At 60.1% G+C, this 15,025-nt stretch carries 15 protein-coding genes and 1 tRNA gene; 7 read left to right on the top strand and 9 right to left on the bottom strand.

All coding sequences use genetic code 11. From position 1 onward, the window contains the following. Positions 1-41 precede the first annotated feature (41 nt). Entirely contained in the window at positions 42-2,117 is a 2,076-nt protein-coding gene (locus VQ575_RS22095) for a calcium-binding protein (protein WP_325918421.1), read from the top strand. A gap of 54 nt (positions 2,118-2,171) precedes the next feature. On the opposite strand, the gene ychF is transcribed toward VQ575_RS22095, so the two are convergent. The 8 genes from ychF to VQ575_RS22055 all read right to left on the bottom strand — a co-directional run bounded on the left by ychF (position 2,172) and on the right by VQ575_RS22055 (position 9,089). Next, positions 2,172-3,272, bottom strand: a complete 1,101-nt coding sequence (gene ychF / locus VQ575_RS22090; protein ID WP_045155086.1) for a redox-regulated ATPase YchF — start codon at positions 3,270-3,272, stop codon at positions 2,172-2,174. Positions 3,273-3,294: 22 nt separating this feature from the next. Then, positions 3,295-3,879 carry an aminoacyl-tRNA hydrolase gene (gene pth, locus VQ575_RS22085; RefSeq protein WP_003185374.1) on the bottom strand — a complete coding sequence of 195 codons (585 nt, stop codon included), beginning with the start codon at positions 3,877-3,879 and terminating at the stop codon, positions 3,295-3,297. A gap of 166 nt (positions 3,880-4,045) precedes the next feature. Then, positions 4,046-4,648: a 50S ribosomal protein L25/general stress protein Ctc gene (locus VQ575_RS22080; protein ID WP_039592202.1), complete on the bottom strand. Its 603-nt coding sequence runs from the start codon at positions 4,646-4,648 to the stop codon at positions 4,046-4,048. A gap of 140 nt (positions 4,649-4,788) precedes the next feature. Next, a complete protein-coding gene (locus VQ575_RS22075; protein ID WP_003171603.1) occupies positions 4,789-5,730 on the bottom strand; it encodes a ribose-phosphate pyrophosphokinase in 942 nt (313 codons plus the stop codon). 47 nt (positions 5,731-5,777) lie between these two features. Continuing rightward, positions 5,778-5,852 (bottom strand) — tRNA-Gln (locus VQ575_RS22070). Positions 5,853-5,889: 37 nt separating this feature from the next. Then, positions 5,890-6,741, bottom strand: a complete 852-nt coding sequence (gene ispE / locus VQ575_RS22065) for a 4-(cytidine 5'-diphospho)-2-C-methyl-D-erythritol kinase (RefSeq protein ID WP_045155088.1) — start codon at positions 6,739-6,741, stop codon at positions 5,890-5,892. Position 6,742: 1 nt separating this feature from the next. Next, positions 6,743-7,360 carry a lipoprotein insertase outer membrane protein LolB gene (gene lolB / locus VQ575_RS22060; RefSeq protein ID WP_039592200.1) on the bottom strand — a complete coding sequence of 206 codons (618 nt, stop codon included), beginning with the start codon at positions 7,358-7,360 and terminating at the stop codon, positions 6,743-6,745. 4 nt (positions 7,361-7,364) lie between these two features. Continuing rightward, positions 7,365-9,089: a tetratricopeptide repeat protein gene (locus VQ575_RS22055; RefSeq protein WP_039592199.1), complete on the bottom strand. Its 1,725-nt coding sequence runs from the start codon at positions 9,087-9,089 to the stop codon at positions 7,365-7,367. Between the two features lie 181 nt (positions 9,090-9,270). Here VQ575_RS22055 and hemA point away from each other — a divergent pair, with 181 nt between their 5' ends. From hemA to VQ575_RS22025, 6 genes are all read left to right on the top strand, one after another. Further along, positions 9,271-10,560 (top strand): glutamyl-tRNA reductase, encoded by a 1,290-nt coding sequence (hemA, locus tag VQ575_RS22050; RefSeq protein ID WP_039592198.1) that lies wholly within the window; start codon positions 9,271-9,273, stop codon positions 10,558-10,560. Continuing rightward, positions 10,557-11,639 carry a peptide chain release factor 1 gene (gene prfA, locus VQ575_RS22045; protein WP_039592197.1) on the top strand — a complete coding sequence of 361 codons (1,083 nt, stop codon included), beginning with the start codon at positions 10,557-10,559 and terminating at the stop codon, positions 11,637-11,639. Before hemA ends, prfA begins: the two co-directional genes overlap by 4 nt. Before the next feature lie 14 nt (positions 11,640-11,653). Next, a complete protein-coding gene (prmC, locus tag VQ575_RS22040; RefSeq protein WP_325918420.1) occupies positions 11,654-12,484 on the top strand; it encodes a peptide chain release factor N(5)-glutamine methyltransferase in 831 nt (276 codons plus the stop codon). Then, a complete protein-coding gene (locus tag VQ575_RS22035) occupies positions 12,478-13,233 on the top strand; it encodes a molybdopterin-synthase adenylyltransferase MoeB (protein WP_325918419.1) in 756 nt (251 codons plus the stop codon). The genes prmC and VQ575_RS22035 overlap by 7 nt, the downstream gene beginning before the upstream one ends. Beyond that, on the top strand, positions 13,226-14,017 hold the full coding sequence (gene murI, locus VQ575_RS22030) for a glutamate racemase (protein ID WP_039592194.1): 792 nt from the start codon (positions 13,226-13,228) through the stop codon (positions 14,015-14,017). The genes VQ575_RS22035 and murI overlap by 8 nt, the downstream gene beginning before the upstream one ends. Positions 14,018-14,130: 113 nt before the next feature. Next, on the top strand, positions 14,131-14,649 hold the full coding sequence (locus VQ575_RS22025; protein ID WP_039592193.1) for an acyloxyacyl hydrolase: 519 nt from the start codon (positions 14,131-14,133) through the stop codon (positions 14,647-14,649). 64 nt (positions 14,650-14,713) lie between these two features. Here the strand turns inward: VQ575_RS22025 and VQ575_RS22020 are convergent, their stop codons facing one another. After that, a complete protein-coding gene (locus VQ575_RS22020; RefSeq protein ID WP_039592192.1) occupies positions 14,714-15,019 on the bottom strand; it encodes a YkgJ family cysteine cluster protein in 306 nt (101 codons plus the stop codon). Between the last annotated feature and the right edge of the window lie 6 nt (positions 15,020-15,025).

Below are 15,025 nucleotides of genomic sequence, written 5' to 3'. Positions count from 1 at the left end.
TGCAGAGTGACGAATCCGGCATATTTTTAAAGGACTAAACCATGACAACCTTCGATAGCACGAAAGTGGATTCCCATACCGTGAGAACGGGCCCCGGCACTGTCCAGGTCGACCTCACCGGCCAGCTCGATGATGCCCAGAGCATCATTATCCAGCCCGATGGCAAGATACTGATTGGCGGCTATACCGAATACCTGGCATGGGGCTATCCCGGGGCGCCAGGCGAGGAAAGCTACGGCTACGAACAGAGTCATTCCGTCATTCGCCTGAATGCAGACGGAAGCCTGGACACCCGCTTTCATGACGGCGGCGTCGATATCGTACCTGCCGCGACCGCCCCAGCCTCCCGCTTCGAGCTGACGGCGGTGCAGCCCGACGGCAAGGTGCTCGTCGCCGTGGCGCTGAACACCGGCGTACAGGTGGAGCGCCTCAACAGCGATGGGACACGCGATACCGGCTTTGGCCAGAACGGCGTCATGACTATAGCCATCAGCCATGATTTCAAGGACATCGATCTGACGGCCAATATGGATGGCACCTTCCAAGTCAGTGCCCGTGGCTTTGACCAGGCCAGCGTGACCAAGATGGGTAGTGACGGCACCTTGGTCGACGGCTTTGGCAACCATGGCGTGTTGAATGTCGATATCCCTGAAGACCCACTCTTCAACGGTGGAATCTCCACTGCGGTCCAGGCAGACGGAAGTGTCGTGGTCGGGGCTGCCTACAATGCCGCTGGTGTAGGCGATCCGACGTTCGCCCTGCAGCGTTTCGAGCCTGACGGTCAATTGGACACCCGCTTTGGCGACAACGGTGTCCTGCAGTTAAGCGCTGCCATGGGGTTTGGTGAAGACTCGGTGGTGACCGTGCAGGCTGATGGCAAGGTCATCGTCATGGGCCATGGCGCAGGCGATAGCGTGGCGACTGTAGCTCGGCTTAACGCTGATGGCTCCTTCGACACCAGCTTCGGCACCGGTGGCACGGTGAGCTTCGACGCCGATACGCCCGTGGCTTTGACGGTACAGGCAGATGGCAGGATCGTGGCTGCCGGCACAAGCAATGGGAATTTCAGCATCATCCGCCTGAACGCCGACGGCAGCCTGGACACCGGCTTTGGCAGCCAGGACGGCAAGCTCCATGTGGAGGGCTTCGCGGGTGAGGAAATCCTGCGGGGCACCAATGCCGCCGAAATCATCCACGGCCTGGCGGGGGATGATGTACTTCAAGGCGACGGTGGGCGCGATGTTCTGCAAGGTGGCGCTGGCGCGGACGTCTTCCGCTTTACCGAACCAGGCGACAGCTTCCGCACGGCCGCGCTGAACAGCAGCGACCGAATCCAGGATTTTGACGTCGCTGAGGACCGTATCGATTTGATTGGCCTGGGCTTCACCGGGATTGGCGACGGCCATGACGGCACCTTGGCCATCCAGGTCAGCGCGGATGGCTCCCGTACCTACCTCAAGAGCTATGACGCCGATGCCGCTGGGCAACGCTTCGAGCTGGCCTTGGACGGCAATCTCGCAGGGCAATTGAACAGCACCCATCTGGTGTTCACCGCGCCCACTCTTGAAGGTGCGTCTGCCAACGATACGATCACCGGTTCTGCCTTATCGGAAGTCATCCATGGCCTGGCAGGCAACGACCGTATCAACGGCGGCGCTGGAGCGGATGTCATCATCGGCGGCGCGGGTGCCGACCGTCTCAATGGCGGAGACAGGGCCGATATTTCCTTGTGGACCGACAACCGAGAGAACGCCGACGTGTTCCGCTATCTCTCGACCGAAGACAGCTACCGTACCGAAAACCAGAGCTTTGCCGACCTTATCGAAGGCTTTACGGTTGACGACAAGATCGATGTTTCGGCCTTGGGCTATACCGGCTTCGGAGAGGGTACGGACACTACGCTGAAGATGGTTTACAACGCGCAATTGGATCGCACTTATCTGAAGGATACGCAAGCGGACGCCCAAGGCCATTCGTTCCAGATCGCGCTTGCCGGGGACTGGCGGGAAAGTCTTGGCGAAGACAACATGGTCTTTGCGCCCGCAGCCGCTCCCGACGCCGAGTTAGGCCTGATTGGGCTAGCGCCAGACGTCGATCAATGGCATTTGCTGAGTTGACGCTCACAAAAAAAACGCGTGGCAGGCAGGTGCTGCCACGCGGTTTTTTTTATTTCATACGTTAAAGCGGAAGTGCATCACGTCGCCGTCCTTGACGACGTATTCCTTGCCTTCCAGGCGCCATTTACCGGCTTCCTTGGCGCCCGCTTCGCCCTTGTACTGGATGAAATCCGAGTAGGCGATGACTTCGGCGCGGATGAAGCCTTTCTCGAAGTCGGTGTGGATGACGCCGGCGGCTTGTGGAGCGGTGGCACCCACGCGAACGGTCCAGGCGCGGACTTCTTCGACACCGGCGGTGAAGTAGGTCTGCAAGTGGAGCATTTCGTAGCCGGCGCGAATCACTCGGTTCAGGCCTGGCTCTTCCAGGCCCAGGGCCTCGAGGAACATGTCTTTCTCTTCACCGTCGTCCAGTTCGGCGATTTCCGCTTCGATCTTGTTGCAGACCGGCACGACCATGGCGCCTTCTTCTTCGGCGATGGCCTTGACCACGTCCAGGTGCGGGTTGTTCTCGAAACCGTCTTCGGCGACGTTGGCGATGTACATGACCGGCTTGGTGGTCAGCAGGTGGAAACCCTTGATCACCAGCTTCTCGTCGGTGCTCATGTTCTTCATCAGGCTGCGCGCAGGCTTGCCTTCGGTGAAGTGGGCGATCAACTGCTCCAGCAGGCCCTTCTGAACGACCGCGTCCTTGTCGCCACCCTTGGCGTTGCGAGCGACTTTCTGCAGTTGTTTCTCGCAACTGTCGAGGTCGGCGAAGATCAGTTCCAGGTCGATGATCTCGATGTCGCGTTTCGGGTCGACGCTGTTGGAAACGTGAATCACGTTCTCGTCTTCGAAGCAGCGCACCACGTGGGCGATGGCATCGGTTTCACGAATGTTCGCCAGGAACTTGTTGCCCAGGCCTTCGCCTTTCGACGCACCAGCCACCAGGCCGGCGATGTCGACGAATTCCATGGTGGTCGGCAGGATGCGCTTGGGGTTGACGATGGCGGCCAAGGCTTCCAGGCGCGGATCGGGCATCGGCACGATGCCGCTGTTCGGCTCGATGGTGCAGAAGGGGAAGTTCTCGGCCGCGATACCGGATTTGGTCAGGGCGTTGAACAGGGTGGACTTGCCGACGTTAGGCAGGCCGACGATGCCGCAATTGAATCCCATGGTGTTTCCCCTCGGATAAGTGTCAGGCCTTCTGGCTGTGCAGGTTTTTCATCGCGCGGTTCCATTCACCGGCGAGGATATCCGGCAGCACGCCGAGGGCAAAGTCGATGCTGGCATCGAGTTTTTCCTGTTCGGCGCGAGGCGCACGACCCAGGACAAAGTTTGAAACCATACTGGCAACGCCCGGGTGGCCGATGCCGAGCCGCAGGCGGTGAAAGGTATTCTGATTACCCAGTTGCGCGATGATGTCGCGCAAGCCGTTGTGACCGCCATGGCCGCCGCCCTGCTTGAGCTTGGCAACGCCCGGAGGCAGGTCGAGTTCGTCGTGGGCCACCAGGATTTCTTCGGGCTTGATGCGAAAGAAACCGGCCAATGCCGCCACGGCTTGGCCGCTGCGGTTCATGTAGGTGGTGGGAATCAACAGGCGAACATCCTGACCCTGGTGTGAAAAACGCCCGGTCAGGCCGAAATACTTGCGATCGGCGGCCAGGCTGACGCCTTGGGCATGCGCGATGCGCTCAACAAAAAGGGCCCCTGCGTTATGCCGGGTCTGTTCGTATTCAGCGCCTGGATTACCCAGGCCAACGATCAGTTTTATGGCAGTCACGATAGGGGCCCTTCCTGGAGTGGTGGTTAACATGTCGCGGTCAGACGGCGTGGCGACAACGAACGAAAATTGCGGATCTACCGTTAAGTAAACTTCGCGTTCTTGCCCGTTGTCTCGCTACGTTCCAGTCCGCGATGTTTCCGGTCACTCCGGCGACAGAGTGAAATTACTCTGCAGCGCCTTCTTCAGTAGCTTCTGGAGCAACACGTGGAGCGTGGACGTTGGCAACAGCCTTGTCATCGCCGTGCGCCAGGGCAACAAACTCAACGCCTTTAGGAGCCTTGAGGTCGGACAGGTGAATGATCGTGCCGACTTCGGCGTCAGCCAGGTCGACTTCGATGAATTCAGGCAGGTCTTTCGGCAGGCAGGAAACTTCCAGCTCGGAAGTCACGTGCGAGATTTCGCCGCCTTTCTTGATCGGAGCAGCTTCGTTGATGAAGTGCACTGGAACGGTAGCGGTCAGTTTCTGGCCAGCGACGACGCGAATGAAGTCAGCGTGCATGATGAACTGCTTGGCCGGGTGACGCTGCATCGCTTTAACGATGACGTTTTGCTTCTTGCCATCAACGTTCAGCTCGATCACGTGGCTGAAGGCAGCCTCGTCTTCGAACAGCTTGGCCACTTCTTTGGCCAGCATGGTGATGGACTCAGGGGCCTTGTCACCACCGTAGACAACGGCAGGAACCTGGCTGGCGAGACGACGCAGGCGGCGGCTCGCACCTTTCCCCAGGTCGGTACGCGCTTGGGCGTTCAGGATGAAATCGGTCATGTTGTTTCTCCAAAATAGCCATATCCGAGAGGCGTCTGCGACCGACGCCAAAGCGGTATGGGCAAAAAAGCCCCGCCCCAACATGAGTGTTGGGGCGGGGCGCTTTTCGTCAACGAGATATCCAGGAAAGGGCAGGGCCCTTAACGGAACATCGCACTGATCGATTCTTCATTGCTGATGCGGCGAACCGCCTCGGCAACCACTGGTGCGATATCCAATTGACGGATACGCGCACAAGCTTGTGCTGCAGCGGACAGCGGGATGGTGTTCGTCACCACCAGCTCGTCCAGCACGGAATTTTCAATATTTTCGATCGCTCGACCCGACAGCACAGGGTGTGTGCAGTAGGCAAAGACCTTGGCAGCGCCATGCTCTTTCAGGGCCTTGGCCGCGTGGCACAGGGTGCCGGCGGTATCGACCATGTCGTCGACCAGGATACAGGTACGCCCTTCGACGTCGCCGATGATGTGCATCACTTCGGAGTGATTGGCCTTCTCACGGCGTTTGTCGATGATACCCAGATCCACGCCCAGGGATTTGGCAACGGCCCGTGCACGCACGACGCCGCCAATGTCCGGGGACACGATCATGAGGTTTTCGAAGCGCTGATCTTCAATGTCATCCACCAGGACGGGGGAGCCGTAGATGTTATCCACGGGAATATCGAAGAAGCCCTGGATCTGGTCAGCATGCAGATCGACCGTCAGTACACGATCGATGCCGACCACGGTCAGCATATCGGCAACGACTTTCGCGCTGATAGCCACGCGTGCGGAACGCGGGCGGCGATCCTGGCGGGCATAACCAAAGTAAGGAATAACAGCAGTAATACGAGTAGCCGAGGAGCGGCGGAAGGCATCAGCCATCACGACGAGTTCCATCAGGTTATCGTTGGTCGGGGCGCAAGTCGGCTGAATAATGAAGACGTCTTTACCGCGAACGTTTTCATTGATCTCGGCAGTAATTTCGCCGTCGGAGAATTTACCGACAGAGATGTCACCGAGAGGGATATGCAGCTGACGTACTACACGCCGAGCCAGATCGGGGTTAGCGTTCCCCGTAAAGACCATCATCTTGGACACGCGCAGTACCTGAAGGCTGAGGGTATACCTGGATGAGTATAGGAAAATGGCAGGGGCGGCTGGATTCGAACCAACGCATGGCAGGATCAAAACCTGCTGCCTTACCGCTTGGCGACGCCCCTGTATCTGTTGCTGCGAGTGCCCAGCACTCGATTCCTTTTAGAGCAGACTTTGCAGCTTGCGATGCAACATCGAAACGTTGCTTCCTTTCGCTACAAACCCTGTAAGGGTCTCTGTAAGAAGGGCCGAGACTTTATCAGCTTCAGCTTTGCTTGGGAAGCCCCCAAACACACAACTTCCAGTTCCGGTGAGTTTTGCTTCGGTAAATTTACCTAACAAATTCAATGCGTTACGAACATCTGGGTAACGCCTTGCTACCACCGGTAAGCAGTCATTTCGACTGTTTCCCTTGGGAACGGGGCGCACTTTAATGGGAGGAGAGTTACGTGTCAACAGTGGATCTGAAAAAATTTCTGCTGTACTTACAGATACTTGCGGCACCAGCACCAAGTACCAGGGTTCCTCGGGCTCCACCGGTGTGAGTTTTTCCCCGACGCCCTCGGCGAAAGCCGCGTGGCCACGCACGAAAACCGGCACGTCGGCGCCCAGCGAAAGCCCCAGCGCCGCGAGGCGATCCAGGTCCCAGCCCAGTTGCCAGAGATGATTGAGGCCCAGCAGCGTCGTTGCCGCATTCGAGCTGCCGCCACCGATTCCGCCGCCCATGGGCAGGATTTTTTCGATCCAGATGTCGATGCCCAGCGAAGAACCGGATTGCTCCTGGAGTTTCTTTGCCGCCTTGACGATCAGATTGCTGTCGTGGGGAACGCCGTCGAATTCGGTGTGCAAATGAATCACACCGTCATCGCGCACGGCGAAGGTGATCTCGTCGCCGTAGTCCAGGAACTGGAAAATCGTTTGCAGCTCGTGATAACCGTCCGGGCGTCGGCCAAGGATGTGCAGCATCAGGTTGAGCTTGGCCGGGGAGGGCAGGGTCAGGCGTGGAGCGGTCATGTCATTGCCCCAGCTTGCGCGGCTGCCATTGCTTGATCACCAGCGTGACGTCGAGGTTGCTGCCGTGCAGCTTGATGCGCTCGGGCAACCAATAGCCGTTTTGTTCGGCATAGCTCAGGTATTCGATCTGCCAGTCGTCCTGCTCCAGGTTCGACAAGCGACTGTCGGCGTCCAGCGTCAGGCGGCTCTTGCTGTCCGGTGCGGGGAGGCCGCGGACCCACCAGGTCAGGTGGGATACCGGCAGTTTCCAGCCCAGTTGTTCTTCCAGCAGCACTTCGGGGCTGGGCGCCTCGTAGCGTCCCTGGTTGGCGACTTCCAGCGAAACCTGTCCCGGCCGGCCGGTCAACCGCGCCGCGCCGCGCCCCAGTGGGCCCGACAGGCGTATGTCGTAGTAATCCTGGCGCTGTAGCCAGAACAAGGTACCGCTGCCAGAGTCTTTAGGTGCGCGAATGCCGATCTTTCCGTCTATCTGCCAGCCGTCGAGGCCGCTGAGCTGTTCTTTGTGCTCGCGCCACTGGGCCGGGTTGCCATGGCCCTGGACGGATTCTCGGGCGCCGAAGCCCGCGCAACCGGCGAGCAGGGCGATGAAGCTGAAAATAATGAAGTGGCGCACAAACATAATCTTAAAGAGTCTCTGATCCGGTCAGGCGTTTGATGGTACTGCGTAGAATCGGGCTGTCAGGCTGTTCCTTGAGGAACTTGGCCCAGATCTGCCGGGCTTCGCGTTGCTTGCCTTTGGCCCATAGGACTTCACCCAGGTGGGCGGCGACTTCCTGGTCGGGGAAGCGCTCCAGGGCCTGGCGCAGCAAGCGTTCGGCTTCGTCGAGGTTGCCCAGGCGGAAATTCACCCAGCCAAGGCTGTCGAGTACGGCCGGGTCTTCCGGGTTGATCTGGTGAGCCTGCTCGATCAGCAGCTTGGCTTCGTCGTAGCGGGTGGTTCGATCCGACAAGGTGTAGCCGAGGGCGTTGAGGGCCATGGCATTGTCGGGATCACGCTGGATGATCAGCCGCAGGTCTTTTTCCATCTGGGCCAGGTCATTGCGTTTTTCTGCCAGCATGGCGCGGGTGTAGAGCAGGTTCAGATCATCAGGGTATTGCTTCAAGGCTTGTTGCAGGACAGCCCAGGCCTTATCGCCCTGCTTGTTGGCCGACAGGGTTTCGGCCTCGATCAGGTAAAGCTGGATGCCATAGTCCGGTTGCGTGTCGCGCTGCACGGCCAGGCGGCTCTGGGCTTCGGCGGTCCGGCCGTTGCTGATGAGGATGTCGGCCTGGCGCAGCTGCGCGGGCAGATAATCATTGCCCGGGCCGACCTGGGCGTACTCGATCAATGCGCTCTCTGGATCGTTGCGCTCTTCGGCGATGCGACCCAGGTTCAGGTGGGCCGAATCGACGTGGCTTTCCCGGGCGATCAGGTCTTCCAGATAGCCCTTGGCTTCTTCCCAGGCCTTGGCTTCCAGGCAGACCAGCGCCAGGGAATAACGCAAGTCGTCGTCCTCGGGGTATTGCTGCACCAGGCTGGAAAACTCGACCTTGGCGTCGTCCATGCGATTGTTTTCCACCAGCATGCGGGCGTAAGTAAGGCGCAGGCGCTTGTCGTCCGGGTACTTCTTGATGCTTTTTTCCATCAGCGGCAGGGCTTCGTCGCCGCGGTTCATGCTTTGCAGCAAGCGTGCACGCAGCAGGATAGGGGCCACTTCGCCCGCTTCCGGCGGGTTGTCTTCCAGCAGGGTGAGGGCGCCTTGGGAGTCGCCGTCCTGTTGCAGCAACAGGGCCTTGCCGAAAATCAACTGGCCGTTGTTCGGGTGGCGTTGCAGCAGTCGATCAAAGCTCTTCTTCAGGCCGTCGCGAGTTTCCTGGTCGGTATCGGCGGCAGACAGCGCGAGAAAATCGAAATGGGTGTCGCCCTTGCCCAGCAGGACTTTTTCCATATACATCATGGAGTCGTCGTAACGTCCGGCGCGTGCCAGCTGCACGGCAGCGGCGCGTTGCGCTTCGAGGTCGTCCGGGGCGTTCCGGGCCCAGATCAGCGCGGTATCCAGTGCGGGCTGGTCGGCCCCCAGGTACTCGGCAATTCGAAACGCCCGCTCGGAAACGCCCGGATCCTGGGTGTTGATGGCCTGGGTGACGTAGTTATCCAGGGCAATGTCGAAACGATTGCGCTGGCCCGCGAGCTCGGCGCTCAGCAGGCTGAAGATGGTTTCTTCGCTGAACGAGCCATACACCTTTGGCTTTTCGGGAGCCGGAGTGCTGTCTTCGACGGGTGGCGTGCCGTCCGTCGAAACGGGAGCCATGGACTGGCAGCCGCCGAGGAAGGCAAAAGCGAGGAGCAACGCAAAAGATCTATTCATATAGGAAGAGGACGACTTACCTGCGGTCGGATCATCATGACACAAGCCATCGGCCAAACATAACCGAGTCTCGGCGGATGCCTTATAGGCACAGGTAATTGTGACAATAGTCGGTGGTGGTTGTTCTCAATCTGGCGAAGTAGGACAATTGCCGGCTTCACGTCACCATCAGCGACCTTGAATGGCCTTCCTTGCACTTGGTATTAACCACAAGACTGCTTCAGTAGACGTCCGCGAGCGCGTGGCATTTACGCCTGAGCAGCTGGTTGAGGCGCTGCAGCAGCTCTGCCGACTGACGGACAGCCGCGAAGCTGCGATCCTCTCCACCTGCAATCGCAGCGAGCTTTATATAGAACAGGATCACGTTTCGGCCGATTCGGTGCTTCGCTGGCTGGCCGAATACCATGATTTGAGCCTTGAAGAGCTGCGCGCCAGTGCTTATGTGCACGAAGATGATGCGGCCGTTCGTCACATGATGCGTGTCGCCTCGGGGCTCGATTCGCTGGTACTGGGCGAACCACAGATTCTCGGCCAGATGAAATCGGCCTACGCCGTCGCGCGCGAGGCCGGGACCGTTGGTCCGCTGCTGGGGCGTCTGTTCCAGGCCACTTTCAATGCCGCCAAGCAAGTGCGTACCGACACGGCCATCGGCGAGAATCCGGTATCCGTGGCCTTTGCAGCCGTGAGCCTGGCGAAGCAGATCTTCAGTGATCTGCAACGCAGCCAGGCGCTGCTGATCGGCGCCGGCGAGACCATCACCCTGGTCGCCCGGCACCTGCATGACCTCGGGGTGAAGCGCATCGTGGTTGCCAACCGCACCCTGGAGCGCGCCAGCACCCTGGCCGAGCAGTTCGGTGCCCACGCGGTACTGTTGTCGGATATTCCTGCGGAGCTGGTGCACAGCGATATCGTCATCAGTTCCACCGCCAGCCAGTTGCCGATCCTGGGCAAGGGCGCGGTGGAAAGCGCCTTGAAACTGCGCAAGCACAAGCCGATCTTCATGGTCGACATTGCCGTGCCGCGTGACATCGAGCCCGAAGTCGGCGAACTCGACGACGTTTACCTCTACAGTGTCGATGACCTGCACGAAGTCGTTGCCGAGAACTTGAAGAGCCGGCAAGGCGCGGCGCAGGCCGCCGAGGAAATGATCACCGTTGGCGCCGAGGATTTCATGGTGCGCCTGCGTGAGCTGGCGGCGGTGGACGTGCTCAAGGCGTATCGTCAGCAAAGCGAACGGCTGCGCGACGAAGAACTGCAAAAAGCCCAGCGCCTGCTGGCCAATGGCGGCAGCGCCGAAGAGGTGTTGGTGCAACTGGCGCGCGGCCTGACCAACAAACTGCTCCATGCTCCTAGCGTCCAGCTCAAGAAGCTGACCGCCGAAGGCCGCCTCGACGCGCTGGCCATGGCCCAGGAACTTTTCGCTCTCGGTGAGGCTTCACCGGATAGCTTTTCGGATAAAAAATCGCAATGAAAGCGTCACTGCTCAATAAACTGGACATTCTCCAGGACCGTTTCGAGGAACTGACCGCCTTGCTGGGCGACGGCGAAGTCATTTCCGACCAGAACAAATTCCGCACCTATTCCAAGGAATACGCGGAGGTCGAGCCGATCGTCGCCACCTATAAACAGTTGCTCAAAGTACAGGGCGACCTCGAGGGCGCCCAGGCGCTGCTCAAGGACAGCGACCCTGACATGCGCGAAATGGCGGTGGAGGAAGTGCGCGAGGCCAAGGAACAACTGGTCGAGCTGGAAAGCAACCTGCAACGCATGTTGCTGCCCAAGGACCCGAACGACGGGCGTAACGTTTTCCTCGAGATCCGCGCCGGTACCGGCGGCGACGAGGCGGCGATCTTTTCCGGCGACCTGTTCCGCATGTATTCGCGCTACGCCGAGCGTCGCGGCTGGCGCGTAGAGATCCTCTCGGAAAACGAAGGCGAACACGGCGGCTATAAGGAAGTGATTGCCCGGGTCGAGGGCGATAACGTCTATGGCAAGTTGAAGTTCGAGTCCGGCGCCCACCGCGTACAACGGGTACCGGCCACCGAATCCCAAGGCCGGATCCATACATCGGCCTGCACCGTCGCGGTGTTGCCCGAGCCGGACGAGCAGGAAGCCATCGAGATCAACCCGGCGGACCTGCGGATCGACACCTACCGGTCTTCGGGGGCGGGCGGCCAGCACGTCAACAAGACCGACTCGGCGATCCGCATCACCCACTTGCCTTCGGGCATCGTGGTCGAATGCCAGGAAGAACGCTCCCAGCACAAGAACCGGGCACGGGCGATGGCCTGGTTGTCGGCCAAGCTCAACGACCAGCAGACCAGTGCCGCCGCCAACGCCATCGCCAGCGAGCGCAAGCTGCTGGTCGGCTCGGGCGACCGTTCCGAGCGCATCCGGACCTACAACTTTGCCCAGGGGCGAGTCACCGATCACCGGGTCAACCTGACCCTGTACTCCCTCGACGAGATCCTTGCCGGTGGTGTCGATGCCGTCATCGAGCCCTTGCTCGCCGAATACCAGGCCGATCAACTGGCCGCGATTGGCGAATAGGTACAGGTGACCCCATGACCATCATCGCCAGTTTGCTTCGCGCCGCCGAATTGCCGGATTCTCCTACGCCACGCTTGGATACCGAGTTATTGCTGGCCGCTGCCCTGGGCAAGTCCCGCAGCTTCCTGCACACCTGGCCCGAGCGGATCGTGCCAAGCGAGGCGGCGCTATTGTTCTCCGAATACCTGCGCCGGCGTCGTTCCGGCGAACCGGTGGCCTACATCCTGGGGCAGCAGGGCTTCTGGAAACTTGACCTGGAAGTCGCGCCCCACACACTGATCCCGCGTCCCGACACCGAGTTGCTGGTGGAAACCGCGCTGGCGTTGTTGCCGGCTACGCCGGCCCGGGTCCTCGACCTGGGCACGGGCAGCGGCGCGATTGCCTTGGCGTTGGCCAGCGAACGTCCGGCCTGGAATGTCACGGCGGTCGATCGGGTGCTGGAAGCTGTGGCGCTGGCCGAACGCAATCGCCAGCGCCTGGCGCTGCGCAATGTCACGGTCCTGAGCAGCCACTGGTTCAGCGCGCTGGAAGGTGAACGTTTCGGGCTGATCATCAGCAACCCACCTTATATTGCCGCCAGCGACCCGCATCTGGCTGAGGGCGACGTGCGTTTCGAGCCGGCCAGTGCGCTGGTGGCGGGGCCGGACGGTCTGGACGATTTGCGCGCCATTGTCGCCCAGGCCCCCGATCACCTCGAAGCGGGCGGCTGGCTGATGCTCGAGCATGGTTACGACCAGGCCGAAGCGGTGCGGGGGCTGTTTCAAGACCAAGGTTTCTCCGAAGTCCATAGCCGCAAGGACCTCGGCAATCACGAACGCATCAGTCTGGGACGCCTGCCGTGCTGAACGATCAAGAGCTGCTGCGCTATAGCCGACAGATTCTGTTGCAACACGTCGACATCGACGGGCAACTGCGTCTGAAGCAGGGGCGCGCATTGATCATCGGCCTGGGCGGCCTGGGCGCGCCGGTGGCGTTGTACCTCGCCGCCGCCGGTGTCGGCGAGTTGCACCTGGCGGACTTCGACACGGTCGACCTGACCAACCTGCAGCGACAGATCATCCATGACACACAGAGCGTCGGCCTGACCAAGGTTGATTCCGCGATGCGTCGCCTCACCGCCATCAACCCCGAGGTTCGACTGGTTCCCCATCCGTCAGCCATGGACGAAGACAGCCTGGCTGACGCCGTGGCGGCAGTGGACGTGGTGCTGGATTGTTCGGACAATTTTTCCACCCGTGAAGCGGTGAACGCAGCTTGTGTCGCCGCGGGCAAACCCTTGGTCAGTGGCGCAGCGATTCGCCTGGAAGGCCAACTGTCGGTGTTCGACCCGCGCCGCCCCGAAAGCCCTTGTTATCACTGCCTCTATGGGCACGGCAGCGAAGCCGAGCTGACCTGTAGCGAGGCCGGCGTGCTTGGGCCGCTCGTGGGTTTGGTGGGCAGTCTCCAGGCGCTCGAGGCCTTGAAACTGTTGGCCGGCTTCGGAGAGCCGCTGGTGGGGCGCCTGCTGTTGATCGATGCGCTGGGCACGCGTTTTCGTGAACTGCGGGTCAAGCGCGATCCGAACTGCAGCGTCTGCGGTACCCGACATGAGTGAGGCTCCGGTCGGTGTGTTCGATTCAGGCGTCGGCGGGCTGTCGGTGCTGGGGGAAATTCGCCATTTGCTACCCAATGAATCGCTGCTGTACGTAGCTGACTGCGGGCATATCCCCTACGGGGAAAAGAGTCCGGAATTCATCCGGCAGCGGTGCGCGATCATTGCCGAGTTTCTCCAGCGCCAGGGCGCCAAGGCGTTGGTGGTAGCCTGCAATACCGCGACGGTCGCCGGAGTGGCGGACCTGCGTCGCGATTACCCCGACTGGCCAATCGTCGGCATGGAACCGGCGGTCAAGCCGGCTGCCGCGGCGACTCGAAGCGGCATCGTCGGCGTGCTCGCTACAACGGGCACGTTGCAGAGCGCCAAATTCGCCGCGTTGCTCGACCGTTTCGCCACGGACGTACGGGTGATCACCCAGCCCTGTCCCGGGCTGGTGGAATTGATCGAAGCTGGCGACCTGCATAGCCCGGCCTTGCGCCAGTTGTTGCAAGGCTACGTCACCCCCTTGCTGGCGGCCGGTTGCGACACGTTGATCCTCGGCTGCACCCACTACCCATTCCTCAAGCCATTGCTCAAGGAAATGGTCGCGGCGGATATCAGCCTGATCGACACGGGCGCCGCCGTGGCTCGCCAGCTTCAGCGCTTGTTGGCGGAACGGATGTTACTGGCCGAAGGGCCTGCCAGTGAAACTCAGTTCTGGAGCAGCGGTGATCCTGCGCACCTGAGAAAAATCCTACCGATGCTATGGAAATCTTCCGGCGTTGTGCGAAGCTTCGATCTGTAAAAAAGCGTGAAAATTATGTGAATCCAGCTGAACTTCTGATTTGGCGTGGATTTCTATAGCTGTGTCTGTTTGTAAGAAAAATTAACTAAGGCTGTCGGAAAAGGATGTTTCTAATGAAGCGTTTATTCTGCTTTGCCGCGTTTGCGGCTGCGTTGATGGGGCACACTTATACCGCACAGGCGGCGGGCGTGGAGTTCGGGGTCGGCCAGACTGGCGACTCGACCATGACCTATCGCTTGGGCATGCAATTCGACTGGGACAAGAGCTGGTGGCAGAGCGACGTGGGTCGCCTGACCGGCTACTGGAGCGGGGCCTACACGTACTGGGAAGGGGACGAGACGTCCAGCAACCACAGTCTGTCGTTCTCGCCAGTCTTCGTTTATGAGTTTGCGGGCCAGAACGTGAAGCCATACATCGAGGCGGGGATCGGCGTCGCGTTGTTTGAAAACACTGAAATAGAATCCAACAAACTCGGTTCGGCTTTCCAGTTCGAAGACCGTGTCGGGTTCGGCCTGCGCTTCAACGGCGGACATGAAGTAGGCATTCGTGCCACTCACTATTCCAACGCCGGCATCAGTTCGGACAACGACGGCGTGGAAAGCTACGCGCTGCATTACACCATGCCGTTGTAACAGCAAAAAACTGTAGGAGCGAGCAAGCTCGCTCCTACAGAAATCCAGTTTCAGATTCGTTCTTTTACCGATACGCCGTTGCAATGCCCTGGCGTTCTTCCAGGCACTCCGGCGCGCCCATCTCGAATTCCCTGCAGATCAACGGACGCTTCTCGTAGATCGTGCACATCATGCTGTCGCGGTCCAGGGCCGCGCACCAGCCATCATCAAGCCTCAGCATGACTTCCCCGCCCCAATCGTCGGTGTCGATAAAGCGTTCCGGAACGCCGGTATCGGTGATCAGCAGCACTTCCAACTGGCAGCAGCACGCCGCGCAGGTGGAGCACTCAATGACCGGCGCAGGCAATTCAACGAGGGGGATGGTTTTCATGCGCGC

Source organism: Pseudomonas frederiksbergensis (assembly GCF_035751725.1).
In the GTDB taxonomy this organism is placed as follows: domain Bacteria; phylum Pseudomonadota; class Gammaproteobacteria; order Pseudomonadales; family Pseudomonadaceae; genus Aquipseudomonas; species Aquipseudomonas frederiksbergensis_A.
The sequence above is the reverse complement of the archived record's forward strand: the minus strand, read 5'-3'. Positions and strand labels throughout refer to the sequence as shown.

Coding starts and splice junctions, on each gene's coding strand:
- VQ575_RS22095 (WP_325918421.1), top strand. CDS start 42: ATGACAACCTTCGATAGCACGAAAGTGGATTCCCATACCGTGAGAACG.
- ychF (WP_045155086.1), bottom strand. CDS start 3,272: ATGGGATTCAATTGCGGCATCGTCGGCCTGCCTAACGTCGGCAAGTCC.
- VQ575_RS22080 (WP_039592202.1), bottom strand. CDS start 4,648: ATGACCGATTTCATCCTGAACGCCCAAGCGCGTACCGACCTGGGGAAA.
- ispE (WP_045155088.1), bottom strand. CDS start 6,741: ATGACCGCTCCACGCCTGACCCTGCCCTCCCCGGCCAAGCTCAACCTG.
- lolB (WP_039592200.1), bottom strand. CDS start 7,360: ATGTTTGTGCGCCACTTCATTATTTTCAGCTTCATCGCCCTGCTCGCC.
- VQ575_RS22055 (WP_039592199.1), bottom strand. CDS start 9,089: ATGAATAGATCTTTTGCGTTGCTCCTCGCTTTTGCCTTCCTCGGCGGC.
- hemA (WP_039592198.1), top strand. CDS start 9,271: ATGGCCTTCCTTGCACTTGGTATTAACCACAAGACTGCTTCAGTAGAC.
- prfA (WP_039592197.1), top strand. CDS start 10,557: ATGAAAGCGTCACTGCTCAATAAACTGGACATTCTCCAGGACCGTTTC.
- prmC (WP_325918420.1), top strand. CDS start 11,654: ATGACCATCATCGCCAGTTTGCTTCGCGCCGCCGAATTGCCGGATTCT.
- murI (WP_039592194.1), top strand. CDS start 13,226: ATGAGTGAGGCTCCGGTCGGTGTGTTCGATTCAGGCGTCGGCGGGCTG.
- VQ575_RS22025 (WP_039592193.1), top strand. CDS start 14,131: ATGAAGCGTTTATTCTGCTTTGCCGCGTTTGCGGCTGCGTTGATGGGG.
- VQ575_RS22020 (WP_039592192.1), bottom strand. CDS start 15,019: ATGAAAACCATCCCCCTCGTTGAATTGCCTGCGCCGGTCATTGAGTGC.